Source organism: Paenibacillus sp. FSL H7-0940 (genome assembly GCF_037979415.1).
GTDB classification, from domain to species: domain Bacteria; phylum Bacillota; class Bacilli; order Paenibacillales; family Paenibacillaceae; genus Paenibacillus; species Paenibacillus amylolyticus.
Genome location: NZ_CP150280.1, coordinates 1,104,303 through 1,126,568, shown reverse-complemented (window position 1 = coordinate 1,126,568; position 22,266 = coordinate 1,104,303). Strand labels below are relative to the sequence as shown.

Genomic DNA, 22,266 nt, shown 5'->3' with positions numbered 1-22,266 from the left:
TTGCGGTTATGCGGCGTCCACCTCCCGGTCGAAGCGTTGTTCTACTGGTACGATAAGCGTAATTGTGTCGCCCGAATCTTCGAATGCGGAGTAGTATCTGACTCCAGCTACGTAAGCCTTCGAGGCCATTCTGACACCGATATTTCCGTCATCGCCACCGTCCTCCACTGTACCCACGCCGCGGAATGAGTCGTGTTTGCGTATAATCTCAACGATATCCCCGCGCTTATACTCGTTCACCTTACGCCCGATCGCGTTCCACTTCGTCTCCTCAGCGCGTTTGGCGGCTTCTTCCGCTTGCTTGCGTTCGATCTCCGCGATTTCGGCTGCGGTGAGTTTAACGATATCGGACGGTAGGGCAAATCCGCGGAGTCCTCCGGTCTTGATTTCGACGCGAGTTCCTTTGTGGTACGAGTTAATCGGATTGCTTACGGTATAAACTTCGCCGTCCTCAAATCCCGTGAGAGGCCACGCTTTTCCTCCGCTAACCAACCGCACCTTATCGCCAGCCGCGAATTGACTACGCGGATCTTTAACGGCCGCCACTTCTTCGTCTGTTGCGCGGATTAGTTTATCAACGGGTGCCCACGCCGTGTTGCCGTCAGTCAATCGTTTAACACGATACGGAACGAAGCTCCGGTCAACTTCCGTAATCTCTACGATATCTCCGGTAACCATAGCGTTACTTCCGCCTCTTACGTAACGCGCATAATCTCCGACGGCCAGGCGTTCAGGTTTCGTAGGCTCCGCGGACATTGTTACCGGTTCGAGTACTACGTATTCGCGATGGTAGATTGCGTTATTAACTCCGCGTACTGAAACGGCCCGTCCGTTGTTCCATCTATCCGCGTCAGAAACAACGTATTCTTCGCCGTCTTCGTAAAGTCCGCCACTCTGTTCCGCTGCTACGATCTTAATCCGTTCGCCTACGTTAGCTTTCCGTTTAACCTCGCGGTACTCTTGCGCCTTCTCTCCCGCAACCTTCTCGTAGACTTCGTAGTCATCTCCTCCCGCGTCGTAGCTGTCTTCATCATCGTCCGTAATATGCGGATCGCTATTGAAATCAACCTCGTTTACAACGTACAGCTCTGCTTCGGTCAAGTAGCTCGAACGGTCCTCATCCGTAAACTTAATCGCATCGCCTTCGCGGACAACGCGGTCTACTTTGCGCCATGTTGCGCCTTCGAACGTGATTGTGTCCGTCTGTGGTTGCGTAGCTGGTTCGGAGATTGGCGCGTAGACTTCGAATAGTTCTGGGCAGTCCCGCAAAGTAACCGGTCTGCTATCGTTTTCATTGTCATAGAACGTATGTCTTCCGCGTTCTTCTTGGACCGCGTAAAACGCGCCACCCGTAATATCCTCCTCGTTTTTAAGCGCCTTAACGATATCGCCCGCTTGCGCCTTACGGTCAACCTTACGATAAGTCACGTCGCCCACTGTTACTTCTACTGCCGGAATTACCACGTTAAGTTTCGCCATATTATTTATCGTGCTCCTTCGCGTGGGCTGTCCGTTGGGACCTCCGCCCGATCGTACGTTAATAACTAAATAGCGCTTCGATCGATATGCGACCATGTAGTTCCGTTCCAGATGTGCGATAGTGTAGACTTTGCGACGCCATACTCAGACGCGATATCCTTTTGCTGCTCACCGGCCTTTATGCGAGTCAATATTTCAATAACCTGTTCCTCAGTAAGCTTCGCATGTAAAGAATCTTCGCCTCTCTTAGCCCTCAAACGGTGTGTAGCCGCCATCTTAGCTCTAGTTTCGGGTGGGACTGGGTTATTCCTACGGTACTCTTTGTATGCCATAAGGGTTGCTTCCGAAGGTTTCCTCCCTTTGGCTGTTTCGGACATTTTACGCTTAGTTGATTCAAAGTGAACCCTTCCGCGCGCCTTACCTGCCACTGGAAGTATGTTATATAGTAGAGAGGTGCCTCTGCTCTTAACTTCATCCATCCAAAATTGCTCTCGATTGAAACGGTCTCCCTCTTCATTTAATACCTCAATCTCGGAGAATAAGAACGAGTCCTCACCGAAAGTGTCGTAGTCCTCTTGAATATAGCGATTACGATGATCCCCACACCTAAGCATGTATTTGTGCTTGTTTATGCGTGTGCGGTAGTTTTTGGTAGACCCTATATACTGCTTACCGTTTATTAGATTTATAATCAGATATATTGTGATCATTAAGCAACCTCCGTCATCGTCCGCCTGTTGAGCGCCATTGGTAACTCCACCCAACGCTCCGATGCTTTTGCTTCTCTGCACCAGTACTCACCTTTAAGTTTATTCTCGAACATGAATACGCGCGGCATTTCGCCATCGACCGCCCAGACGCCAATTATCAGATCGGCCTCGGATAAGTCGTACGTCGTCCCGTTCCCTTTCCGCGCATAAACTACGAGGTCGCCGCCGCGGTCCATCCGCTGCCTAACGGTTTTAACCTGAATCTTAGCGTAGTCACCCGTTAATGGATCACGCGCAAGGATGTCGTACGCTTCGTCCGTCTCCGCCTTGTGCACGGTCCATCCGTTAGCTAACAGCGCAAGACGCGCCGCCAGCTCCGAATACTTTCCGACTGTTTCCGATATATGTGCGATATTAATCACTCTCCCTTTCCGGTGTAAATACGATTTCAAATTCGCTCTCTTCCAGAGGCAACTCCGCAGCACCGAACGCCGTATATTGCGTAGGTTCAACGCTCAGTGCGACCTCGACGGTGAACAGTCCGTGATCCTTCGTGAGCGCCGTAAGAAACTTCGCGAGATGGCCGCCGACCTGCGGAAGCCTCTTCGCGTCTGAAACGTTGATTAAGACGGTTACCTTGCGTGTTTCCGGTCCGGCTACGTTCATGTTACCGCCTCCTTAACGTTTAATTAGAACGGTAATTCGGAGTCTTCGATTTCAGGCGCGTCATTATCGGATGGAGCTGGCGCGGTGTTAGAGCTGGCACCGATCGAGAGTCCGAGGCGTCCGATATCGAAGCCCGCGATTACGAGGTTCTTCGTTTGCTCCTCTTCGTCAGCTACGTACAAGCACGTTTCGAAGTCCGCGAAGTCAAACGGTTCGTCTCCGATCTTGGCGAAGTTAGCGCGCTCCTCGTCCGTCAAGTCGCGGTCCATTTTAACGATGGCGTTAAGTGATACGACAGCCGCGGTGCTTGCGCCTTTCTTGGCGAGTTTGAACGTGATTACGTCCAAGTCGTCAACGTTGTCTTCGATAACGGATTTAAGCGTCTGCTCCTGTTTAGGCGACAGATCAACTACGATGTCCTTGCCCGTAGTCAGATCGTAGAATGCGCGGAGATAACGTTTCTTACCTTTGTACAAGTACGCTTCGTCCGTAATTACTTTTAACGCGTCCTCACTTGCGCCGGCCTCTTTAGCTGCGTTTGCCTCTGCGTAAAGTAATTCGGAAGCTTTGTCCCATACCGTCTGGCCTCCGGTAATAAACCCTTTGGCGTTACGAGCTGCGGGATTCTTCGGCACGAACGTATTTACCTTGTTAAAGATGCTGTATCCGTAGTACTCCGCGACGTTGTTGATCGACTTGACTCCGACTTTGAAGAGGCTGCCGGACTTAAACGATGTCATCGGACTTTCCTTCGCGCCTCCGTTATCTGTACCAGCTGCTGCCGCTTCTGCTCCAACCTTCGTAAACATCGACATTCAATCACGATCCTTTTCGGTTTATTTTGGTTTGGTGGCTATTTACGCTAAATCCGGTCTTATTTTACGTCCTCCCGGCGAGGAACCCGCGGCCACCTTCGCGGACCGTATTTCTACGCAAATTATCGAACGGGGATTGCGCTACTGGATACCTGTGCACTCCGTATCGTTCGCGGCTTACTCTTCGCCTGTGTTAAGCGGATCATTGTCCGCTCCTGTTCCACGGGTCCCACGCCCGCTGCACGGCACTAACCGGATATGTGCGAAATTTCTACGTCTCTAGTTAATACCGCGCAGCCGACGCAGGGCCGACTTGATACGCCATTTAATAGGTAATGACACGGTTTAAACGTAAGCCGCTACGCTCTTCATAATGTTCGTTTTCTCGCGTTGTACCAGTAAAATCTCGCGCTCCAGCGCCTTCAATTCGGAGTCAATTTCGTTTATCCGCGCAGTCATCTCGGCAACGATGCGGGACGACTCGGATTTAACGCGTCGCAACTCGACCTGAGCGCGTTCTAACATAAGCTCCGCCTTCTGTACGTTGAGTCGCTTGACCTCGCGTTTCTCCTTGCGCTCAGCCGCCTTCACTGCGCGGAGAATAATGCGCTCAATGGGATTGCGTACGGATTCATGCGCTTGATGCTGCGGGTACAGTGTGATTACGGTATCTTCCGTTGGGTGAACGATGAGCGTCGTGCTGCGATACGAGAACATGCGGCCCGGATTGCCTTCTTCGTCGACTACGTGATTAGATACTAGCGACGCCTTGCGCAAAATATCCATGACGTACATTGGCGCTCTGCTGCGCTCAACACCGAAATGTTCAACCGCGCGGTCACAAGCGTGGGGCTTAACGAATATCTTGCCGACGAAATGCGTTCCAGCCTTCGGATCAATATCGTGTACGACGGCCATTACGCAATCACCCTGCCTCTCATAACTGCGCGGACATCAACGTAATCGGCGGCGTCTTCATATTCGCGCACGCCTCCGTTGTAGCATACGTCAGGGTAACGGCGGGACTGTGGGAGAGAAATATTAAGAAAACGTGAAACTTCGTTGTTAGATGAACGTAATTTATTAGCAAGGGCGCGTTTCAAGGCGGCCACCTCCGGGTATAATATAGTTAGATAGCGTTGACAAGCGTTATCAACCGTGGTAACATGCTAATTGTGAGTTAAGCGCGTTACCAAAGATTTACAACATACATATTGAAACGGCATTGTTTAATTGTTAAGAAAGTGTGATATACTCTTTTTGAGCAAAGGTCGGGCTTCTTGCCTGAAACTCCGACCGTGCTCAAACGGGTTACGCGGAAATGAATTCCTTTTTTACTCGGATTCCGATCGGGAAGTAGTCTCGGATATCTCCGTCCTTTTCCGGTCTGTACTGTCGAGCTAATAAAGAGAGCTTTCTGCCTACAGTTTTGTGGCACATGTTTAGCTCTTTGGCGAGAGCTGTGTCAGTTAAGAACTGTTTCGAACCTGTTAATTCAACCATGTGTGTGGCGATCTTTTTCGCTACTGGATCGTTGGCGCGATCCGCGAGGATGTCCAGGAGTTGGCGCTTCTGGGCATCTTTTGTTTTAAGAGCTTCGTCTTCTGTCAGTACCTCATCGACCGGCTCGTTCATTGGCGTAAACGTTCCGTCCTCATGCTCAATTGACGCATCCAGCGTAAGTTTAAATCTCTCGTTTCTCCTTACTGTGCTTCTGTGTCGTTCCATCCTTTTTAATTTAAGTAAGGCGGACAACGCTTCCCCGAAACCTTCTTCTTTACGACGATCAAACGCAGCCAGTAGTGCATCGTGGAACGTTTCCTGCGCGTCGTGCAAAGTCACACCTCTGATCTTAAGTATCATATGGATGTGGGTCTTAAGCAATAACTGGGATGCCTCGGCATAAACATCACTAAAAGTGAACTCTGTTGGGCGATATCTATGTACCGCCGCCAGGCTATTTAGTTTTTCGAATTTCATTTCATTTAGTCACTCCTTGTCGTGTTATACTTATATAGTGCCGACCGCTTTAATTGTCGGGCATGTTTTTAGAATTTTTAACTCTTTATTTTATGTTGGAGGGTTTTATGTACGAAGTCGGTAAATGCCGACTTCGGGAGATACTTAAGTCCAAGAGGATGTCGCAAGTAAATTTGGCTGAACTTACTGGGTATAGTAAGCAACAAATCAACAACTGGATTAACCGCCAGCATATTGTAGGTGTAATGGGGTTAGAGGCCCTTCGCACCATTGCGGAAGCACTTCACCTAGACTCCCCTTATGAACTGTACGAGATGAATAAAGTACCGTCTAAAGCACTGCCATCTCCCGAAGAGGCTACAAGCGATTAGTTCGCTTGTACCGACGAATAGTACACAAGTTTGTGTACTGCCTAATATTACATGATATGACGATATGTGTCGATACTATGTTGCGCCATTATGAAAATATTTCTTCTAACAGCGTGTGCAACCGTATTCTGTACCGCCATCTCATCGCCTACCTCGTTCGCATCTTTCGTACCATCCGGCCACCTCGCGTCATATAACTCGCAGTAACCGCGCATCTTATCCGCAACCTCTTCTCGCAGCTTCTCGCCGGCCGCATCGTTATCCGTCCCGATCACAAGCGCCGTCACCGGAGACATCCGCAGCATTTCCGCCTGGTCATCCGTAAACGTAGATCCGCCGACGGCTATCGCGGGTATTCCGCAACTCCACAGATATAACGCGTCGGTCTCGGATTCAGCGATAACTACGCGCCCAATTCTCCGTTTATAAACGAGGTGTATTCCGTATATCATGTTACGGACAGGCGCGCCTCCCTTAGCGTACCAAAACGCCTTGCTCCACGTTGCCCGCCATTTCGCGTTGATTACTGTACCGTCCGGCGCGTGCCACGGCATTACTACCGCATTCTTAGCCGTATCATAACCGCAATCGAAATCGCGCTGTACTTCCGGATCAATTCCGCGTCCAGTTAGATACGGAACGGATACGGTCTTATACGCGCTCACATCGATCGGCTGCGGCTTTGGCGGCGGACCGGGCGGTACGAGTTTGATCCGGAGTTTAGGCGGACCGTCCTCCGTTACATCACCGCTTACCAATTCCTCCCGCGCCTCTTCGTACGTGATGTTCCGTAAGAACGCGTAGAGCTTAACGGGACCGCCACGAGCAAAGTCCGGATTATTAGCGCCTGAATCACGCCAGCAACCGAAGTCGGCTGAGTCCGGATCGATAATTACGCTGAAAGAAGGCGTCTTATCATCGCGGAGACCGAACGGTGATGATGCGTTGAGGCGGCCGCGAGTATTCGGTTGTACGTTGCGCCAGTCATGCGTATCGAGTGCGGCAAGGAACATGTCAACGTTTATAACATTGCTGATATATTTGTCCTCCTTTCGGTTGCTCCGATATACAAAACGTGATATAGTGGATAAAAATACCGATTCACGTTTCGTGTATCCTCATCCTAATACACGTTTCGTGAAGAGTCAAGGAGAAGTTTACATGAGTTACGAAGAGATTGTTGCCCGAAATGTCCGCCATCTTATTGAACAGAACAACGTAGAACAAAAGGAACTTTCCGCCGCGCTCGGCATTACACCGCAGAGCCTCAACAACTATCTTTCGGGAACCCGTAAGTTTCCTATCGGTCTAATCCCGGTAGTCGCGGACTACTTCAACGTGTCAATTGACTTCCTATACGGACGCGAAGCATAAGAGGTAATCAAAAACCGCTCACGCTCGCAAACTGGCCCGCCTGTGTTCGCTTGTCTGGTTCGCGTAGAACTCCGTAGTCCATTAGCGCCAGCAACTCGATCACAATACCTTCTCCTCCGTTACGTCCCTTCTCGATACCTATCTTCCCTAAACCGTTCACCGCATCGAATACGAATAGGTTAGTCGCGATTTCCAATACCGCTTTCGTCGTTTTTACCTGATCGCGCTTCGGCAGTTTTATCTCGCGGACTGCTCCGTCCTCCGTTTCCTGCTTTTCGGTATTCGCTTGTATCGTATAGATTCCGACCACATCATGCGCGCCGATTATCGCCTCAAGTCTACGCGCCGCTTGTTCCGCAGCTCCACCCGTGGTCTTATTCGAGTTTTGTCCGTATACGTCAGCCAGTCCGTAAAATGGATCGATGACCACTACGTCAATCTCCGGATGTTCCGTAAGCTCGCGATCCAACTCGTCGAGTGTTCGCGTTAACTCACCGTCTCCCTTCGCCTGCAGAATCAGGTTGCCCGGATAGTAATCGTTAATTTTTGTTGCGAACTCAAGTACGTACGATTCGATATCTCCGTCTAGTGCGCCGGACAGCAACCCTTTGTTCGGGACGCCTACCTTTACTCCGCGCTCATCCGTGAGCACTTCTTCATGTGCGGTTGCTATCGAGAGAAGACGCGCCATCCATGAATACCACTTAACCTCGTAGGACTTGACGAGTACGTTCGCTCCTTGCCGTAATAATGCGTCAATTATTGCCGCAGATAAGTACGTTTTACCGCGTCCTGACTCGGCCATTATTCCGTAAACGTCTCCGGAGTATAGACCGCCTATCTCTTCGTTAAGGGATTCGAATGGTGTGCGCCATAGTTTAAACGACTTTCCGAGCTTCCGTTGTTCGTATTCATGTCCGAACATGACTGCCAGGTCAGAAAAGGAATTTCCCACCTTTTCAAGAACACCCGTTCGTGTTTCCATTTTAATCCGCGCCAAGCGATCGGTCAAGCTATTAATGAACGCTTCCGTCGGCAATGTCTCGTAAGACTGCTCGAACGCTGGGCTGTTAATATATTCCGCGAAGTCGCGCTTGCCTGACGCGTCTTTTAATTCTCCCGCCAAGTATTCGAATGAGTCCGTAACCTCCGGAAGGTACATAACCTTACGCACATTGTCGGCGAAAGTTGCGTATGAAGGCGTTGCGCCTCCGTTCTCCGCCGCATATTTAACGATGAAGTCGTAAGCCTCACGTTCGCCTGGCGTCGGGAAGTCCGACCGCTTAACGTTATACTTAGCGAGGGCCTGCGTTGAGCCTTCGTCTATTATTTTTGATAATAACTGCTGACCTGTAACTGCCATAATTCCTTACACCTCCTGTTGTACACTGTATGGGTACATACGGTCAAACCCCGTATTAGGACAATTTTACCCCTTGACAATGTAGTACCATTTCGACACCAATGTAAATTTACGTAATTAACTGGACGAATTTAGGAAATAAACGAGTGTAAATGTGAATTTTAACATCGCTGTCAAGTCGCATTTTGTCGAACAAAAAGTCGAATGTCTCAGCGCAGTTTTAAGTCACCTCCCGAATGCTCCCGTTTTCTCCGTTTTACGTTTTTACGCTCTTTTTAATCCGCGATGACTAATTCCGACAAACTCGCGCTCGATACAAAGATCCCGCATCCGGTCTAATAATCTCGGTTTCATTTCGCGAAACACCGAATTTAAGTCGCGCTGTGGAATATTACTCGTATACGCTGTCACCATTCCGTTGGTCACGCGGTGGTTGATAATCGTGTGTAGGTCTCCGCGAAATCCCTCCGTCATATCCCGCACGCCAATATCATCAAGGACCGCAAAGGGTGCTACCTCTGCCGCCGCCATCCATGCGTAATATTGGCGTGCGGCTGGCTCCGCAACGTCAGCCGGTACCATCGGACGATTGAACTTGTTATACAACGTCTGCCACGCGTTTACATCGAGAAAATACGCCGGTCGATCCAACGCTTGCCTGTTACGCTGGATTGATCCGATATAATGTCGCGTAATATATTCCGTGAGTACCGCGGCGGCTGTCGTAGTCTTACCTGTGCCGGGACTGTCGCTATAAAAGTACAGCGATTTGATTGGCTTCTCCGGCCTCTCTTCGAACTGTCGCGCAAATGTCGGAACGTAACTGTTTAATATGCGATAGGTGGCCGCCTGTTCCTCCCGTGCTGGCGAGTTGGTCAACGTCACCCCTTCGTATTCAGATGGTAGGTTTGCCGCGCCTACACGTCCTCCTGCGCCGTTTAGCCCATGCGTTGCAATATAGCTCGGACATAGCTTCGTACATTGCGCGGAGTCGGCTAACGAACAGTGCTGCGCTAGTATGCAGTTTTTAGCGTTGGACAATATCCCACGCTCCTTTCCGCTCGGCCTCCGTCATGCCGGCGTTACTCATCGACGCGTAGTGAGCGCCAACCCACGTTACCACGAGCTGATCCGGAGTATAGCGTCGGCCTGTGTTTGATACTACGGTGATGCCTTGCGCGCTGGCTTGCGCTGCTTCGAGTATGGTCATACGCGTTCCTCCTTTTATTACTTGTGCATATCCGACGCGAGTTAAACGTTACTAAAATAAATCGATAATCTCATCGTCAGTCAATACGTTGTTATCCGCACTATCACCGCAATACTCCGCCTGTTTCTCCACTCTCGCCTGTTCCGCCAGCACTTGCGGCATGATCCGAGATAGCATAAACGAAACCATGAATCCCGCCGTCAATTGCGGATACTGCAGCGTCGGCTTATATTCGCGGAAAGCTCGCGTAATCGTTTCGCGTAGGGCTTCCGGACCATAATCGGTGAGTGCGCGTTTGAGAACGCCTTGTTCAAATCCGTAGCCGCGCATCGGAATGTACACGGTGACTCCGTAATGATCACGGTTCAAGTCGACGAACATCTGCTGCAGTGTGAGTACGTTCCAGTGTTCGAGCGGGAGATTGCGCCAGTCCTTGCGCTGGTCTGCGGTAATCTTCGGTTTAGGAGGCTTCTTAGCGCGAGGCATCGGCGGTCACCTCCGGGAATAGAACTGGGCGGATTTCATCGACTAATCTCCTTGTGTACGGTCGATCCTGAAATACGGGAGTACCTACGCACATTCCACCGTCCCAACGCGCGACATCATTCTGTGCTTTAGCGAAGATACCGCTAAGTATTTCACGAAGCCGCTCAACTTCCGTGTCGGTTGTGACTGTTTCGGACCGCGTATCTGGCGAGTCAAGGTTTTGGACATGCATGCGTGCACTAAGAACCACATAATCCGTTCCGCTTGACAGTCGAGTTTTTGCGATCCTGCCATCATCCAACGCGGCCACAAGCGCCTTGAGCCAGCGTTCTGATTCGTGCAGTCGTTCAACCTCCGCCTCAGCAGCGATCGCCCTACGCAATGCAATCGGCCAACCTTCGCGTGATTCTGCGATATATTCCGGAATGCCTACCGTATAGCTATTCGCGATATTGTCGAGTTCTCCCGATCCTGGCGGAAATTCTGCGCACACGTCCTTACCGTGCATAACGAACCACTTGCCGGGCGATGCGTTTGCCGCCGCCTCACACAGCGCAAGATCCGCCTGCAAATCCCGTTTAGTTTCCGTTGTCATCTCGTTGACACCTCCGATTATATGTTAGTCCTACGTTTCCTTCAAACCGCATATTCGGCGATTTCTCAGACCGTAAAGATTACGCCAAACACACCTCAGGCAAACGGAGAGTACGGCTCTCAGCGAGTCAATTTCTCCGTTAATATTGACTTTTTACTGAAATGGTCCATTTCTCTTAAAATTACTCGTTATTTCTCTTATTTTCACCGCTTTGGTATATTTCGTATTCCTAAGGTACCATTGTTTGGAATTAGACGCGAACGAGCCAGGAAGCGAGCCAGCGAGTATTCGAGAGATATTTACAGGATCAGTGCTCTTGTGTTTTAAATATTCGGACTATTTTCGGGTTTTGTTAAAAGTTCCTTTTAGTGTATAGTTATAAATTTTCCCTCGGAGTCCCTTATTATTTCCCGTAATTTCCCGCCCGCATCAAGCGTTCACTCCTTCGATTAGTATGCTAGTCTCGCCGAGCACGAACTCGATTCCGTCCGCGAATCCATCGCAATACGCGTTACGCTGGCGGCGACTGTCCCGATTGATCCATTCCCGTTTAATCGCGTCGTGTGTTCGTTCCTCCTCCGACAACTCCCGCTCATACCCATTAACCAGCGCGGCCAGCAACGTATCAAACGGTATGGCGCGTAATTTTTCCCTGCGCCCAGGATCGCCATCGTACGCGTTGGTAATGTCGCGATTATTACAGTACGGGATTTTACGCATCGCCTCGATAATGTCCGCAACCTCTGCGGGAATAGTCGGCCTCTCTGGCGCAGGCCCTTTCGCTACGTTACTCATTCGCGTCATCTCCTCCGTTTTGTTTGCGATAATATTCGATGATATCGTCGATCGTTTCGAATGTTGGTGCGTTATTCATTTCCGTTAATCCTCCCGTTAAATACTGCGAATCATTACGCGGCCGTTTACGATCGCGACCACACGGTACATATGCCCGCCAATTGCGTAGTTACCTCCGATAAAGACGCGAAAGTCTCTGTCCGCGATAACGTTAAGGCCGCCATCGTCTGCGAATAATGTTTCGTTCCGATAGACCTGCGTCATACCGCGATCACTCCCGCTTCTTCTAAGTATCTTTCGTAAGCTTCGCGCGCTCTCTTCGCATGCGAAATCGAAGCTCCTACGCGTATCGCTTCCGCTACAAACTCCCGTTCTTCGTCTCCACACGGGATACCTAACGACCATAGACGCCAGTGAACGAGTTCGTGTAACAAATTGGCCTCAACTTCTTCCGGAGTTAGCCTCGCATTTGTTGGCGCTGACATCCGAATTTCCTGCACAGAGCCGTCCGTCATATACGCAAAAGCCGCCTCCTTGCGTGCCCATTTCCGCGTTTGTAGCCGCAGCGTTCCCGTGTAATCCACGCCCCAATGTAGCTGCGCGAGTTCATTTGCGCGTTTGAGCAATCGTTCCTGTTCCGCAAGTAATTCCGCTTTCTTCATCGGCCCCACTCCTCGCTCATTAATCTTTGTGCATTTCCGAGTTTTCCGAGCGCCCGGTCAAGCGTATCGTTAACCACTGCGTTATGCGCACGTTCCTTTGCCAACTGTTCCGCGAGGTTTGCGGCCGCCTTTACGATTTGAATAGCGATGGTAATCGGGACCTCGTCGCAACCTTCGTAATGCCGGCGAGTTAGTTCTGCATGAATCTCCGTTAAATCGCGTTGAGCTTTTGCTGCGTCTTCCATTATTCCGCGCCTCCTTCGTGTGCCATTATGATATCGATTACGCTCTTTGCGATATCTTCTTCGTCGACTATTTCACAACGATGTGCGCCGATCTCAAACGTCGGCTCAGTACACTGGTCGCAGTCCAAGTGCTCAAGCTCTTTTGGCAACCGCAGGTAAAGCTTCTGTGAGAAGAAGTCCTGCCCGATGCATCTGAACATCTTACGTCCGTCTACGATTACGATCTTGCCGCGGTAATCATTCATATCTAAGCAACTCCCATCGACATGAATCGTAGTTGCGTTTCGTCTACCGCAAGCATCACGTTTTCAGGCGAGAGTGCTGCGCCACTTGGAACGAACAGCGCGCCCTTACCTTCCGTGTAATAAACGTCAATCTTAGCGTTGTTCTGTTCGCTGATACTCCGTTGCATGCTCGCAAGCACTTGGTTGATTTTTGACATACGAATCCCTCCCGTAATTTAACCGTGTTATTAGCGCCTTTCCTCCGTACCCTACCGAATACCCTCCGCCCGTCCTTACGCGCCCATCTTCACGCTAAACTCAGGCGATAATCCAGCGTTAACAGCCGCGATAATCTCCGTCGTCGTTTCGTTGATTACGTACGCCAGGTCCGCTAGACTGCTGATCTCGGAATCCGTTGCCTCACGAAGTCTAACGCTATCGATCAGCGCGGTCAGGCCGGCGGTAGTCAGCGGATAATATGCGATTTCGTCCCACCGTTCTTTTAGCGCGGGTGGTTCGGCGCCTTCAACCGCTTTGTAACCGGGCGCCTTCGTTGGATCGACGATCTTGCGCTGCATAACGACGAAGTTGCGGTCGTCCGTTTTGAGTGCGTAGTTTTGCGTGATTTTAACGTTGTTTAACATGTGGAAACACCTCCGGTATATTTGTGACGAGCGATGCGTAATCGACGTAAATCCACGCGATTATTACGGTAATTCCGAGGACGTAGGCGGCGATGGTTGCGTTGAGTCTGCGGTCTGGGCGCATCATAAACGGCCGTCCCACGATTGGAATGCGTCGATGGCGGCGGACTTGCGTTGTGCTTGTGCCACGGCGGCGCGATTGTTCGCAAGCTTAACGTCGATTGCGCTTAGCCAATCCGCGTATACTCGGCGGGCTATTGCGATAAAGTCTGGATTAATTGCGTCATAAACTCCGTCGCCTGTGCTGTAGTGGAGTCCGAACACCCTGCGATAACCGAACCATTTGCGCGGAACGTACAAGCGGCAGACTACGTAATCCGGAGCCCAATCGCCCGGCCATTCGTTTATCTTAACGCGATACTCCGTGCCGTCTTCGGCAATGACGGGAAATTTCGTGAGTTTGCGGTTTGACATTTATAACGCCTCCTTAGCGGATTAATTTTCGTTGAACTTTAATACGTACTTGCGACCGCTTGGCGAAGTTACGAAGAATGCGCGGTCCCAGGACGTCCGGTGATACTTACCGACAAACTCGTTAACAACGTATCCATCTTCGCGCAGAACTTCCGAGATTAATTCGGCCATTAACGCGTCGTCGAACGCTTTATCTGCGTCTTTCATAGCGTAGTTCCTCCGTTTCTTTTGTAGGTGCGTATATGCTCGCGATTCACTTCGTTCATACTTACCGTCGCCTTTGACTCCGAATCATTTACCGCGCGGATAGATATGCTAATCTAATTCGTCCCGCGAGGTTTAGTTTGCGAAGCAAAATCAACTGAGCGGTAATGTTTAATCTAGTTATAAAGATGGTTCTAGTTAATAACTGGTTCTACTTAGTGTGACGTTAAAACCGTGTTAGCTTCGAGCTGTGTGATGCGAACGTCACCTGGTTTCTTCGCTACATTGAGGACGGGTAGAAATTCCTTAATCACGAAAGTCTCGTAGATGTCGCGCTCATAAGGATCATCTACGTGGAATCCCCTCACATGAGTTAGGAGGTGGGCATAAAGAGTTGTAGCTCCTCCTGCACCGCGAATATGCTGTTCTATTCGATTGAACAACTTGGCGCTCTTTCCTGCGTAAACGTGATAATCACTGCTCGTAAAGATGTAAATTCCTCCGCGCGATTTATCTACGTCTCCTAATAATCTACTGAGGAGGGTTCTTCTGGCTTTGTAGTAATCCTCACTTATGGTTGCAATGCCGTTTTGTACATGCGTGTACTCACTCTTTGTCTGCACAAACCTACGCATATCACCTAGGTCTATATCAAAGTCAAAACGAGGTAACTCTATATTTATCAATTCGCGTCCTCCTTAGTTGTCAAATATCCGCAAGCCGCTGATCGGCAGGATTTTGTACACGGTATTCTCCCACTTCTTACTATCCGGATGGCGCGTCCGCTCCCGTAACATTAACGGTTGCCCTTTCCATCGGTAGTCTGCGAGTGCCTTAACGCGTCTTCCCGCCGTCTCACGCGCGGTTCCGAGACTGCTAGCGATCTGCCATTGCGTAGGGTAACACGTACCGTCAGCGCCCATATACGAAGCCAGCACGATAAGCGTCTGCAGACGCTCCGGCCCTAGATCCGCTATCATTCCGGAGCGTACGGCTTCAACGTAGAATTTAACGAAGATGCGCGTTTCGGTTGCGCCGGATGTGACGGAGTATTCCGTTTGAGATTCGACGGAGACTAGGCGTTGCGTTTCGGATGATTGCGTCATTATGCTGCGTCCTCCTTTCGCGTAATATCGTTGTTAATCGTAGTATCTCCGAAGTCTACTGCGATCGGAAACGGTAAACCCGTCTGTTCACGCCATAATTCGAGCGATGGCTTTTTGTACTCGTATCGTGCGTTGTCTTCCGCGATCTCTTCGACGCTACGCGGATTGTCAAAGCACCAATACGTGAATCTGCGAAACTCTTCCGGAGTCAAACCGTTCTGTGGCGCCAGTTTGGCGACTAGTGCGTCGAAACGGTATTGATCGAGATCAAAGCGTTGCCTGTTCGCTTCGAACCATTCGAAGGGGTTTGCCGCGCTCTTGTTAGCGTTCAGCCACGAAGCTAATGGGCGCATGTTTCCGAGGTATGTTCCACAGTGTCCGGTAGCTACCGGAATGAAATGGTCGTCATCACATTCGAGCTCATCCGTAAGATCACACGTACCACCTCCGTCAAGCCTCATCGCTATCCGGTTAGTACGTTCCCAATTCGTAGGAAGACTTAGTAATAGCGTACGCCTCCGGTTTGCTGCGGCTCTTACAACGTCCTCGTTACGCTTGTTGCAGGCTCTGCACCGCGAATTAATTCCAATATAGCATTTAGTTTTTCGCGAATATTGACCAAGGGGTAAAAACTCACTGCAGCCTGCGCATACTTTTAAGAAGTTGTCTCTTAGGCGCATAATTCCCCTAAGTCTCAACCAGCCTAATACTCCTCCGTAATTTACCCCAAGGTATTGGTACAGCATCACGGTTAATCTGTTATTTCGATTCGGAGGCGGAATAAGGACAGCCTCGTTATTAAAAGCGGTGCGCCACCACTCGTCCAGCAGGTCCTCTATATCCCATTCCGTCACTTCCGGTACTTCGAAGGTGGTACGATCGTCGTATGCCACGTAAAGTTCAACGTTTCCGCGTACGATTTCCCTCCGAACGACTTCATGATGTAAGTTTAGTTCCCGTGCTACTTGAGCTAAGGAAGCTCCGCTGTCTAGGAGGTCTTGTAGAAGCTCCGCGTTCACTTTATGCTTATGTGCCATACCTTCGTCTCCTCTCCGATTTGCTTTATACTCTAATAGTGCCGGCCGTTATGTTTTTCGGGCATTTTACGCAAAAAAAACGCACATCTCCGAAGAGACATGCGTTTGTATTCTTTCATTATATGCGCTATTATGTTTATCAGCTAAATGACCGATAAGTTTACGCTAAAATTGCGCGGAGATTCGGACAGTTTACCGGAACAACGTCCGCATAGTTTATCGGAATCTCGCGACCAACGGCCGATAAGTTTACGCGAACAATCGTTCTAGTGGACGTCTGAAAACGTTGATATAGCGGGGTTTACGAGACTTTATGCTCAATTCTCAGCTTGTCAGCAACCATCGCAATGAATTCCGAGTTTGTCGGCTTCGACTTGCTGATGTTGATTGTGTAACCAAACAGGTGGCTGATGCTGTCGATGTTGCCGCGTGTCCAAGCCACTTCAATGGCATGGCGGATGGCACGTTCGACGCGGGACGGCGTGGTTTTGAATTTTTCGGCAATCGCCGGATACAGTGTTTTGGTGATGGCTCCCAAAATTTCGATATTGTTATACACCATCGTAATCGCTTCGCGCAAATACTGATATCCTTTAATATGCGCAGGAACGCCGATTTCATGTATGATGGACGTAATATTTGCATCCAGATTTTTGTGTTTGCCCATTGGCACAACATTGGATGATTTCATGAACATGGATGATCCGCTGCTTGTGGACATCGCCGTCTGTGTTCCCACCAGTTGACGCACACGATTCGCAAGCACTTCCATGTCAAACGGCTTAAGAATATAATAAGAAGCTCCGAGTTGCACGGCACGCTGTGTGATATTCTCTTGTCCGAATGCCGTAAGCATAATGACTTTAGGCTGTGGAGACAGGTTCAGGTCGCGCAAGCGCTCAAGCACACCCAGTCCGTCCAGGTGAGGCATGATAATATCCAGAATCAATACATCCGGCACATCCCGAGTTTGCTCCAGCAATTGCAGTACTTCTTCTCCATTGTATGCAATACCGGTTACTTCCATATCTTCCTGCTCAGATATATATTCGGCAAGCAAATTCGTAAATTCACGATTATCATCGGCCAGCAATACCTCAATTTTTTGCAAAACGGTATCCTCCTTTAAATTAAACATCGTTTCGTACATTTCCTTACACGTTTAATTTTCGACACAGCCAGTTAAATTCCTCCTGTCGAAAATTATTTTTCTTTATTTTTTTTTCTTGATCCTATATAATAAATAATTTATTTCATTATCCGATATATTATGTTTGCTTTCGACAAAAAAGAACCTCAGGGCTGTTTAGCCAGCCTTGAGGTTCTTATCGTTTTCCTTTTTCATCATAACGCCAGCATCTTGTAACATCCATTCAATGAAGCAACCGTAACCCGATTTTGGATCATTCACGAATACATGAGTAACTGCACCGATCAATTTACCATTTTGAACAATGGGGCTGCCACTCATCCCTTGAACGATACCTCCGGTCTTATCCAGCAGTTTCGGGTCCGTAATTCGAAGTACCAGACCTTTTGTTGCTGGTTCAGTTTGATCTGCCACATGAACAATGTCAATGGAGAAGCGTTCAACTTGTTGACCGTCAACCACGGTAAGTATTTCGGCCGGTCCTTCCTTTACTTCATGAGAAAAAGCGACGGGAATGCCTTTCGAATACAAACTGTGCTCAGGATTTCCGGACATTTTACCAAAGATACCAAAAGCCGTATTACGTTCAATATTGCCCAAAATTTTGCTTTCCTTGAGGAAATGAGCACGTTTTTCACCCGGATCACCGGTCTCACTTTTAGAAATGGACGTCACATTGGATTGAACGATCTGACCACTACCTACAACAATAGATGTTTGTGTGTTCATATCTGTAATGACATGGCCCAGTGCACCGTATACGCCCTGATCGGGTGCATAGAAGGTAAGTGTGCCAACACCGGCTGCAGAATCACGAATGTACAATCCAAGCCTCCACGCTTGATCCTCGGAGTCATACGCCGGAGTTAATCGTGTCTTCACCGTTTCCTTGCCCCGTTTTAACACAACATCAATACCTTTTTTACTTTTCCCTGCAAGTTCAACGGCTTCAGAGACACCTGCTACGCCATCCAGACGTTTTCCATCCATATGCGTAATCAGATCTCCGAGCTTAATGCCCGCTGTTTCTCCGGGCGATACACGCTCATCCTGACCGGAACGGACCAGATGATGTCCAACCACCAGAATGCCTGCCGATTTAACCTTGACGCCAATCGTTTGTCCCCCGGGTACAACACGCAAATCCGGTATCACATTCACATGGACTGTTTTGACCGGAATTTTACCCCACAACTTCAACGTTAATTTGGCATGTCCCGTCTGTTGAGGGTGAAGATGCAAAGGTTGTTGCCTGGTAACATGCATCGCTGCCTGATCATCCAAACCAACGATATCAGGACGATCTACAACGGCGCTTGAAGCAGCAGGTACAGCGAGCCGGACATCCGCTTGCCTGCCAGCAAACACCTGCAATTCATCCGGCAGTGAAGCATAACTTTGCACAGGCTGAATGGCCTGGCTAATCACACAAAGAAAGAAGGCAAATAAAAGACCTAGCAATTTCTTCCTGAGGGGGGAATTCAATGGCTGTCACACTCCCTTTGCTTCTTTCGCTTGACGAAAGGTGGTCGCCAATTGCGTACCTATAAGATAACCTCGCCCCCAGGCTTTTATTACTGTCAATCATTACGCCAGCCGTCCGTTTCACCCTTTTTTGGCTTCCGCCAAATTCAGCATTTCCTGTGCGTGATGCAGCGTTTTTTCTGTAATTTCCACGCCGCCCAGCATACGTGCCAATTCCTTCACTCTGCCTTCGTCTGACAGCGATTCCACCTGCGTCATTGTCCGTCCATCGTAGACATGTTTCTCAATGAGATACTGATGATCTGCCATACAAGCCACTTGTGGTAAGTGAGTTATTGAGAAAACCTGACAAGTCGAAGACAAACGGAACAGTTTTTCCGCAATGGATTGAGCTGCTCTACCGCTAACTCCGGTATCAACTTCATCAAAAATCAACACAGGTATCCGGTCATGTCGCGCAAAGATACTCTTCATCGCCAGCATCATTCTCGACAACTCACCACCTGAAGCAATTTTGCCAAGTGGTCGTAATGGCTCGCCCGGGTTTGGTGAGATTAGGAATTCCGCATTGTCCGCACCATGACGATTCAGACGAATACGACGTCCATTCCATTCAATCCCCTTTGGATCTTCGAAAGGAGTAATTTGAACACGCAGTGTAGTCCGCTCCATTTGCAGATCCTTGAGTTCGCTTTCCACCTGTGCAGCAAGTTCCTCGGCGCATTGTTTGCGAACCTTGCTGAGCTCTTCAGCAGACTCCATCACAAGGTTAAGCATTTTGTCACGTTCAGCTCGCAATTTCTCCAGCCGTTCGTCCTTGTTCTCCAGTTGGTCGGTTTCATGGCTAATCTGATCATAATAACTCAGAATAAGTTCAACACTGTCCCCGTATTTCCGTCTGAGGCCAGAAATCAGATTCAGCCTTTGCTCCACTTCTTCCAGCCTTGCCGGATTAAATTCAATCTTCTCCCGGTAATCCCTTAACTGAAATGTCGCATCTTCCAATTGATAAAATGCAGATTGCAGCTGTTCTACGATTGGTTGCAGTCCTTTGCTATCATATCCAGAAATGTCTTCAATTCTTGAAAGAGCAATGCTCACAGCTTCAAGTCCGCGTTGACCACTGAGCAGATCATATGCACCAGCAACACTGTCCATCATTTTCTCACTATGGGATAGTTTGACCCGTTCTTCCCCGAGTAATTCATCCTCGCCTTGTGTAAGGCTTGCTGCTGCGATCTCCTCAAGCTGAAAGCGATACATGTCCAAGAGTTGATATGCCCGCTGACTGGACTCCTGAAGGGCACGCAGTTCTTTTTCCGCCGTGATAAACTTGCTGTAGCGCTCCTGGTACTTCGCTTTGATCGGTCCGATGACTTCCGAGCCATAAGTATCGAGAAGCCCCAGATGGCTCTCAGCGCGTAGCAAACTCTGATGTTCATGTTGTCCATGAATATTGATCAGCTTCTCGCCTACTTCCCGCAGCATGGTCAGATTGACCAATTGCCCATTAATGCGGGACGTACTCTTCCCTTGACTATTCAACTCACGTCGTATAACCAAATGCTCTTCAGGCTCACAATGGATACCCAATTTCTCTAATGTCTGCCATACCGGATGACTCTGCTCCATCTCGAACAAGGCTTCCATCTCTGCCTTCTCACATCCGTACCGGATCAGATCAGCTGAACTGCGTCCACCGGCAATTAAGCCAAGTGCATCTATAATAATCGACTTACCTGCACCCGTTTCCCCTGAAAGTACATGGAATCCCGGATGGAATACAACGTCCACTTCTTCCACCACAGCCAGATTACGAATCGATAACGTAACTAACATCTGCAAAAACACCTCCGGATGACTAACTCAGATATTATGTTTTTGAACCATTGATTCAAGAGGTTGTTCAAAAAAGTCCGCTTTTGATTACGAAGGATGCCTGTTGGCATCATCAGCATCGTATATGGAATTCAGCCGAAATAAGTGGGATGCTTACGAAGTATGTTTCCTTCGGAAACATTGCAGTTGCTCACGTAGTTTCCCTACGCTCCGCTACTCCATTTCTAGCTTCATCCCATCTTCTCGGTACTGAAAACCAATCTTTTTGAACACGCACTTTAAGCAATGTAACCCATGATCCGCTCAATAACGGTCACACTGTTACCTTCAGTCCGGCAGATAATCAGAATGGTGTCATCTCCACAGATCGTGCCCATGACTTCATTCCACTCAATATTATCAAGCAAAGCTGCAATGGAGTTGGCTGTTCCTGGCAAACATTTCATCACAACCAGATTGTTTGTGTGATCAATGTGCAAGAAGTTGTCAACGAGTGCACGCTTCAACTTTTGAATCGGATTATATCGTTGATCTGTCGGTAAAGAGTACTTGTATCTTCCATCATCCATCGGAATCTTGATTAACAGAAGTTCCTTGATATCCCGGGATACCGTCGCCTGAGTCACCTGAAAACCTGATTTGCGTAGTGCTTCAACCAGATCATCCTGGGTCTCAATTTCATTTTGACTAATGATTTCACGAATCTTGATGTGCCTTTGTCCTTTCATATATGCCTCCAGTTAGATGTATTGCAATAAAGCAGCATTTGTAATTCGCCGCAGACTTTGCCCTGCAATGTTCATTCTTTTATATTAGTCCAGATCATCTCCATCATACACATCTTCCTGATAGTCCATGAGCCTGATTAACTTAATATCGGAATCCTCCACGTCAACATACAGCAATCCTTCACAGCCAGGATATAACAACAAATAATTGAGGAAGCGATCCCTTAGCGCAGGGCCGGTCATATCGATTGGCTGTCTGCGACGAGACGTTTTCACGAGGTATCTGAGATCCTCACGTTCTGCAACATAATCAATGAATAATCTGCTGTAATAAACGGATTCATTGGCCTCAAAAGCCAGAGGGACTTTCATTTTCCCACCGATGACTTCGTAGCCCTGTGCTTCAAGCAAATCCAAGGCCGGGGAATCTTGAATCTTAACGTTCAGTTGCATTCCAGACAAGCTTACCGGCGTCGGTCGGTTCACCCAATTACGCAAGCCAAAGAACAGCCACAAGATCAAACAGACAGCAAGTACACCTATAAAGATTGTGTCATATTGACCATCCATTATCGCTCACCTCGAAGACATATTCGAGGTTCAGTAATGATTTCCCTTTACGTC

General features: G+C 49.0%; 31 protein-coding genes. 2 read left to right on the top strand and 29 right to left on the bottom strand.

The genetic code is table 11. From position 1 onward, the window contains the following. Nucleotides 1-6: 6 nt before the first annotated feature. From MHB71_RS04860 to MHB71_RS04830, 7 genes are all read right to left on the bottom strand, one after another. Nucleotides 7-1,479, bottom strand: a complete 1,473-nt coding sequence (locus MHB71_RS04860) for a hypothetical protein (protein ID WP_340028949.1) — start codon at nt 1,477-1,479, stop codon at nt 7-9. A gap of 65 nt (nt 1,480-1,544) precedes the next feature. Beyond that, nucleotides 1,545-2,189 (bottom strand): GIY-YIG nuclease family protein, encoded by a 645-nt coding sequence (locus tag MHB71_RS04855; protein ID WP_340028948.1) that lies wholly within the window; start codon nt 2,187-2,189, stop codon nt 1,545-1,547. Continuing rightward, nucleotides 2,189-2,611, bottom strand: coding sequence for a hypothetical protein (locus tag MHB71_RS04850; protein WP_340028947.1), 423 nt, complete (start codon nt 2,609-2,611; stop codon nt 2,189-2,191). Before MHB71_RS04850 ends, MHB71_RS04855 begins: the two co-directional genes overlap by 1 nt. Continuing rightward, nucleotides 2,604-2,855: a hypothetical protein gene (locus tag MHB71_RS04845; RefSeq protein WP_340028946.1), complete on the bottom strand. Its 252-nt coding sequence runs from the start codon at nt 2,853-2,855 to the stop codon at nt 2,604-2,606. Before MHB71_RS04845 ends, MHB71_RS04850 begins: the two co-directional genes overlap by 8 nt. A gap of 23 nt (nt 2,856-2,878) precedes the next feature. Further along, a complete protein-coding gene (locus tag MHB71_RS04840; RefSeq protein ID WP_340028945.1) occupies nt 2,879-3,670 on the bottom strand; it encodes a hypothetical protein in 792 nt (263 codons plus the stop codon). A 345-nt stretch (nt 3,671-4,015) separates the two neighbouring features. Continuing rightward, entirely contained in the window at nt 4,016-4,588 is a 573-nt protein-coding gene (locus tag MHB71_RS04835; protein ID WP_340028944.1) for a hypothetical protein, read from the bottom strand. 393 nt (nt 4,589-4,981) lie between these two features. After that, the gene (locus MHB71_RS04830; RefSeq protein WP_340028943.1) at nt 4,982-5,650 is read right to left on the bottom strand and encodes a hypothetical protein; all 669 of its coding nucleotides are present in this window, start codon (nt 5,648-5,650) and stop codon (nt 4,982-4,984) included. Between the two features lie 62 nt (nt 5,651-5,712). Here MHB71_RS04830 and MHB71_RS04825 point away from each other — a divergent pair, with 62 nt between their 5' ends. Continuing rightward, entirely contained in the window at nt 5,713-6,021 is a 309-nt protein-coding gene (locus MHB71_RS04825) for a helix-turn-helix transcriptional regulator (RefSeq protein WP_340028942.1), read from the top strand. A 47-nt stretch (nt 6,022-6,068) separates the two neighbouring features. Here the strand turns inward: MHB71_RS04825 and MHB71_RS04820 are convergent, their stop codons facing one another. Next, nucleotides 6,069-6,779 carry a toprim domain-containing protein gene (locus MHB71_RS04820; RefSeq protein ID WP_340028941.1) on the bottom strand — a complete coding sequence of 237 codons (711 nt, stop codon included), beginning with the start codon at nt 6,777-6,779 and terminating at the stop codon, nt 6,069-6,071. 403 nt (nt 6,780-7,182) lie between these two features. Between MHB71_RS04820 and MHB71_RS04815 the strand changes: the two genes are divergently transcribed. Beyond that, nucleotides 7,183-7,395: a helix-turn-helix transcriptional regulator gene (locus MHB71_RS04815; protein ID WP_340028940.1), complete on the top strand. Its 213-nt coding sequence runs from the start codon at nt 7,183-7,185 to the stop codon at nt 7,393-7,395. A gap of 7 nt (nt 7,396-7,402) precedes the next feature. On the opposite strand, the gene MHB71_RS04810 is transcribed toward MHB71_RS04815, so the two are convergent. The 21 genes from MHB71_RS04810 to MHB71_RS04710 form a co-directional block, all read right to left on the bottom strand. Further along, a complete protein-coding gene (locus tag MHB71_RS04810) occupies nt 7,403-8,557 on the bottom strand; it encodes an AAA family ATPase (RefSeq protein ID WP_340028939.1) in 1,155 nt (384 codons plus the stop codon). 465 nt (nt 8,558-9,022) lie between these two features. Continuing rightward, nucleotides 9,023-9,643: a DNA replication protein gene (locus MHB71_RS04805; protein ID WP_340028938.1), complete on the bottom strand. Its 621-nt coding sequence runs from the start codon at nt 9,641-9,643 to the stop codon at nt 9,023-9,025. A 376-nt stretch (nt 9,644-10,019) separates the two neighbouring features. After that, the gene (locus MHB71_RS04800; protein ID WP_340028937.1) at nt 10,020-10,454 is read right to left on the bottom strand and encodes a hypothetical protein; all 435 of its coding nucleotides are present in this window, start codon (nt 10,452-10,454) and stop codon (nt 10,020-10,022) included. Then, nucleotides 10,441-11,049, bottom strand: coding sequence for a hypothetical protein (locus MHB71_RS04795; protein WP_340028936.1), 609 nt, complete (start codon nt 11,047-11,049; stop codon nt 10,441-10,443). Before MHB71_RS04795 ends, MHB71_RS04800 begins: the two co-directional genes overlap by 14 nt. Nucleotides 11,050-11,478: 429 nt before the next feature. Then, complete coding sequence (locus tag MHB71_RS04790; protein WP_340028935.1) at nt 11,479-11,853, bottom strand: hypothetical protein; 375 nt, start codon at nt 11,851-11,853, stop codon at nt 11,479-11,481. A gap of 87 nt (nt 11,854-11,940) precedes the next feature. After that, nucleotides 11,941-12,108, bottom strand: coding sequence for a hypothetical protein (locus MHB71_RS04785; RefSeq protein ID WP_340028934.1), 168 nt, complete (start codon nt 12,106-12,108; stop codon nt 11,941-11,943). Then, complete coding sequence (locus MHB71_RS04780; protein WP_340028933.1) at nt 12,105-12,506, bottom strand: hypothetical protein; 402 nt, start codon at nt 12,504-12,506, stop codon at nt 12,105-12,107. Before MHB71_RS04780 ends, MHB71_RS04785 begins: the two co-directional genes overlap by 4 nt. After that, the gene (locus MHB71_RS04775) at nt 12,503-12,751 is read right to left on the bottom strand and encodes a hypothetical protein (RefSeq protein WP_340028932.1); all 249 of its coding nucleotides are present in this window, start codon (nt 12,749-12,751) and stop codon (nt 12,503-12,505) included. Before MHB71_RS04775 ends, MHB71_RS04780 begins: the two co-directional genes overlap by 4 nt. Continuing rightward, the gene (locus MHB71_RS04770) at nt 12,751-12,996 is read right to left on the bottom strand and encodes a hypothetical protein (protein WP_340028931.1); all 246 of its coding nucleotides are present in this window, start codon (nt 12,994-12,996) and stop codon (nt 12,751-12,753) included. Before MHB71_RS04770 ends, MHB71_RS04775 begins: the two co-directional genes overlap by 1 nt. A 2-nt stretch (nt 12,997-12,998) precedes the next feature. Then, nucleotides 12,999-13,193 carry a hypothetical protein gene (locus MHB71_RS04765; protein ID WP_340028930.1) on the bottom strand — a complete coding sequence of 65 codons (195 nt, stop codon included), beginning with the start codon at nt 13,191-13,193 and terminating at the stop codon, nt 12,999-13,001. 75 nt (nt 13,194-13,268) lie between these two features. Then, nucleotides 13,269-13,619, bottom strand: coding sequence for a hypothetical protein (locus MHB71_RS04760; RefSeq protein WP_340028929.1), 351 nt, complete (start codon nt 13,617-13,619; stop codon nt 13,269-13,271). Nucleotides 13,620-13,742: 123 nt separating this feature from the next. Next, the gene (locus MHB71_RS04755; RefSeq protein ID WP_340028928.1) at nt 13,743-14,093 is read right to left on the bottom strand and encodes a hypothetical protein; all 351 of its coding nucleotides are present in this window, start codon (nt 14,091-14,093) and stop codon (nt 13,743-13,745) included. Between the two features lie 21 nt (nt 14,094-14,114). Beyond that, complete coding sequence (locus MHB71_RS04750; protein WP_340028927.1) at nt 14,115-14,300, bottom strand: hypothetical protein; 186 nt, start codon at nt 14,298-14,300, stop codon at nt 14,115-14,117. 212 nt (nt 14,301-14,512) lie between these two features. After that, complete coding sequence (locus tag MHB71_RS04745) at nt 14,513-14,983, bottom strand: GIY-YIG nuclease family protein (protein ID WP_340028926.1); 471 nt, start codon at nt 14,981-14,983, stop codon at nt 14,513-14,515. Between the two features lie 12 nt (nt 14,984-14,995). Next, on the bottom strand, nt 14,996-15,403 hold the full coding sequence (locus MHB71_RS04740; protein WP_340028925.1) for a helix-turn-helix domain-containing protein: 408 nt from the start codon (nt 15,401-15,403) through the stop codon (nt 14,996-14,998). Further along, entirely contained in the window at nt 15,403-15,864 is a 462-nt protein-coding gene (locus MHB71_RS04735; RefSeq protein WP_340028924.1) for a hypothetical protein, read from the bottom strand. The genes MHB71_RS04740 and MHB71_RS04735 overlap by 1 nt, the downstream gene beginning before the upstream one ends. A gap of 877 nt (nt 15,865-16,741) precedes the next feature. Continuing rightward, the gene (gene spo0A / locus MHB71_RS04730) at nt 16,742-17,551 is read right to left on the bottom strand and encodes a sporulation transcription factor Spo0A (protein ID WP_036614349.1); all 810 of its coding nucleotides are present in this window, start codon (nt 17,549-17,551) and stop codon (nt 16,742-16,744) included. Between the two features lie 195 nt (nt 17,552-17,746). Beyond that, on the bottom strand, nt 17,747-19,075 hold the full coding sequence (gene spoIVB / locus MHB71_RS04725; RefSeq protein ID WP_036614352.1) for a SpoIVB peptidase: 1,329 nt from the start codon (nt 19,073-19,075) through the stop codon (nt 17,747-17,749). Between the two features lie 120 nt (nt 19,076-19,195). Further along, nucleotides 19,196-20,914, bottom strand: a complete 1,719-nt coding sequence (recN, locus tag MHB71_RS04720) for a DNA repair protein RecN (protein ID WP_340028923.1) — start codon at nt 20,912-20,914, stop codon at nt 19,196-19,198. 278 nt (nt 20,915-21,192) lie between these two features. Then, nucleotides 21,193-21,642: a transcriptional regulator ArgR gene (gene argR / locus MHB71_RS04715; protein WP_017687604.1), complete on the bottom strand. Its 450-nt coding sequence runs from the start codon at nt 21,640-21,642 to the stop codon at nt 21,193-21,195. An 84-nt stretch (nt 21,643-21,726) separates the two neighbouring features. Next, the gene (locus MHB71_RS04710) at nt 21,727-22,212 is read right to left on the bottom strand and encodes a hypothetical protein (RefSeq protein WP_036614357.1); all 486 of its coding nucleotides are present in this window, start codon (nt 22,210-22,212) and stop codon (nt 21,727-21,729) included. Nucleotides 22,213-22,266 lie beyond the last annotated feature (54 nt).

Bases quoted from the DNA above. Each gene is read 5' to 3' on its own strand.
- MHB71_RS04770 (WP_340028931.1), bottom strand. From the start codon at position 12,996: ATGAATGATTACCGCGGCAAGATCGTAATCGTAGACGGACGTAAGATG.
- MHB71_RS04735 (WP_340028924.1), bottom strand. From the start codon at position 15,864: ATGAGGCTTGACGGAGGTGGTACGTGTGATCTTACGGATGAGCTCGAA.
- MHB71_RS04775 (WP_340028932.1), bottom strand. From the start codon at position 12,751: ATGGAAGACGCAGCAAAAGCTCAACGCGATTTAACGGAGATTCATGCA.
- MHB71_RS04795 (WP_340028936.1), bottom strand. From the start codon at position 11,049: ATGACAACGGAAACTAAACGGGATTTGCAGGCGGATCTTGCGCTGTGT.
- MHB71_RS04860 (WP_340028949.1), bottom strand. From the start codon at position 1,479: ATGGCGAAACTTAACGTGGTAATTCCGGCAGTAGAAGTAACAGTGGGC.
- MHB71_RS04800 (WP_340028937.1), bottom strand. From the start codon at position 10,454: ATGCCTCGCGCTAAGAAGCCTCCTAAACCGAAGATTACCGCAGACCAG.
- MHB71_RS04810 (WP_340028939.1), bottom strand. From the start codon at position 8,557: ATGTACCTTCCGGAGGTTACGGACTCATTCGAATACTTGGCGGGAGAA.
- MHB71_RS04815 (WP_340028940.1), top strand. From the start codon at position 7,183: ATGAGTTACGAAGAGATTGTTGCCCGAAATGTCCGCCATCTTATTGAA.
- MHB71_RS04790 (WP_340028935.1), bottom strand. From the start codon at position 11,853: ATGACGCGAATGAGTAACGTAGCGAAAGGGCCTGCGCCAGAGAGGCCG.
- MHB71_RS04740 (WP_340028925.1), bottom strand. From the start codon at position 15,403: ATGACGCAATCATCCGAAACGCAACGCCTAGTCTCCGTCGAATCTCAA.
- MHB71_RS04845 (WP_340028946.1), bottom strand. From the start codon at position 2,855: ATGAACGTAGCCGGACCGGAAACACGCAAGGTAACCGTCTTAATCAAC.
- MHB71_RS04830 (WP_340028943.1), bottom strand. From the start codon at position 5,650: ATGAAATTCGAAAAACTAAATAGCCTGGCGGCGGTACATAGATATCGC.
- MHB71_RS04785 (WP_340028934.1), bottom strand. From the start codon at position 12,108: ATGACGCAGGTCTATCGGAACGAAACATTATTCGCAGACGATGGCGGC.
- MHB71_RS04755 (WP_340028928.1), bottom strand. From the start codon at position 14,093: ATGTCAAACCGCAAACTCACGAAATTTCCCGTCATTGCCGAAGACGGC.
- MHB71_RS04760 (WP_340028929.1), bottom strand. From the start codon at position 13,619: ATGTTAAACAACGTTAAAATCACGCAAAACTACGCACTCAAAACGGAC.
- recN (WP_340028923.1), bottom strand. From the start codon at position 20,914: ATGTTAGTTACGTTATCGATTCGTAATCTGGCTGTGGTGGAAGAAGTG.
- MHB71_RS04840 (WP_340028945.1), bottom strand. From the start codon at position 3,670: ATGTCGATGTTTACGAAGGTTGGAGCAGAAGCGGCAGCAGCTGGTACA.
- MHB71_RS04765 (WP_340028930.1), bottom strand. From the start codon at position 13,193: ATGTCAAAAATCAACCAAGTGCTTGCGAGCATGCAACGGAGTATCAGC.
- argR (WP_017687604.1), bottom strand. From the start codon at position 21,642: ATGAAAGGACAAAGGCACATCAAGATTCGTGAAATCATTAGTCAAAAT.
- MHB71_RS04710 (WP_036614357.1), bottom strand. From the start codon at position 22,212: ATGGATGGTCAATATGACACAATCTTTATAGGTGTACTTGCTGTCTGT.
- MHB71_RS04750 (WP_340028927.1), bottom strand. From the start codon at position 14,300: ATGAAAGACGCAGATAAAGCGTTCGACGACGCGTTAATGGCCGAATTA.
- MHB71_RS04825 (WP_340028942.1), top strand. From the start codon at position 5,713: ATGTTTTTAGAATTTTTAACTCTTTATTTTATGTTGGAGGGTTTTATG.
- MHB71_RS04835 (WP_340028944.1), bottom strand. From the start codon at position 4,588: ATGGCCGTCGTACACGATATTGATCCGAAGGCTGGAACGCATTTCGTC.
- MHB71_RS04855 (WP_340028948.1), bottom strand. From the start codon at position 2,189: ATGATCACAATATATCTGATTATAAATCTAATAAACGGTAAGCAGTAT.
- MHB71_RS04780 (WP_340028933.1), bottom strand. From the start codon at position 12,506: ATGAAGAAAGCGGAATTACTTGCGGAACAGGAACGATTGCTCAAACGC.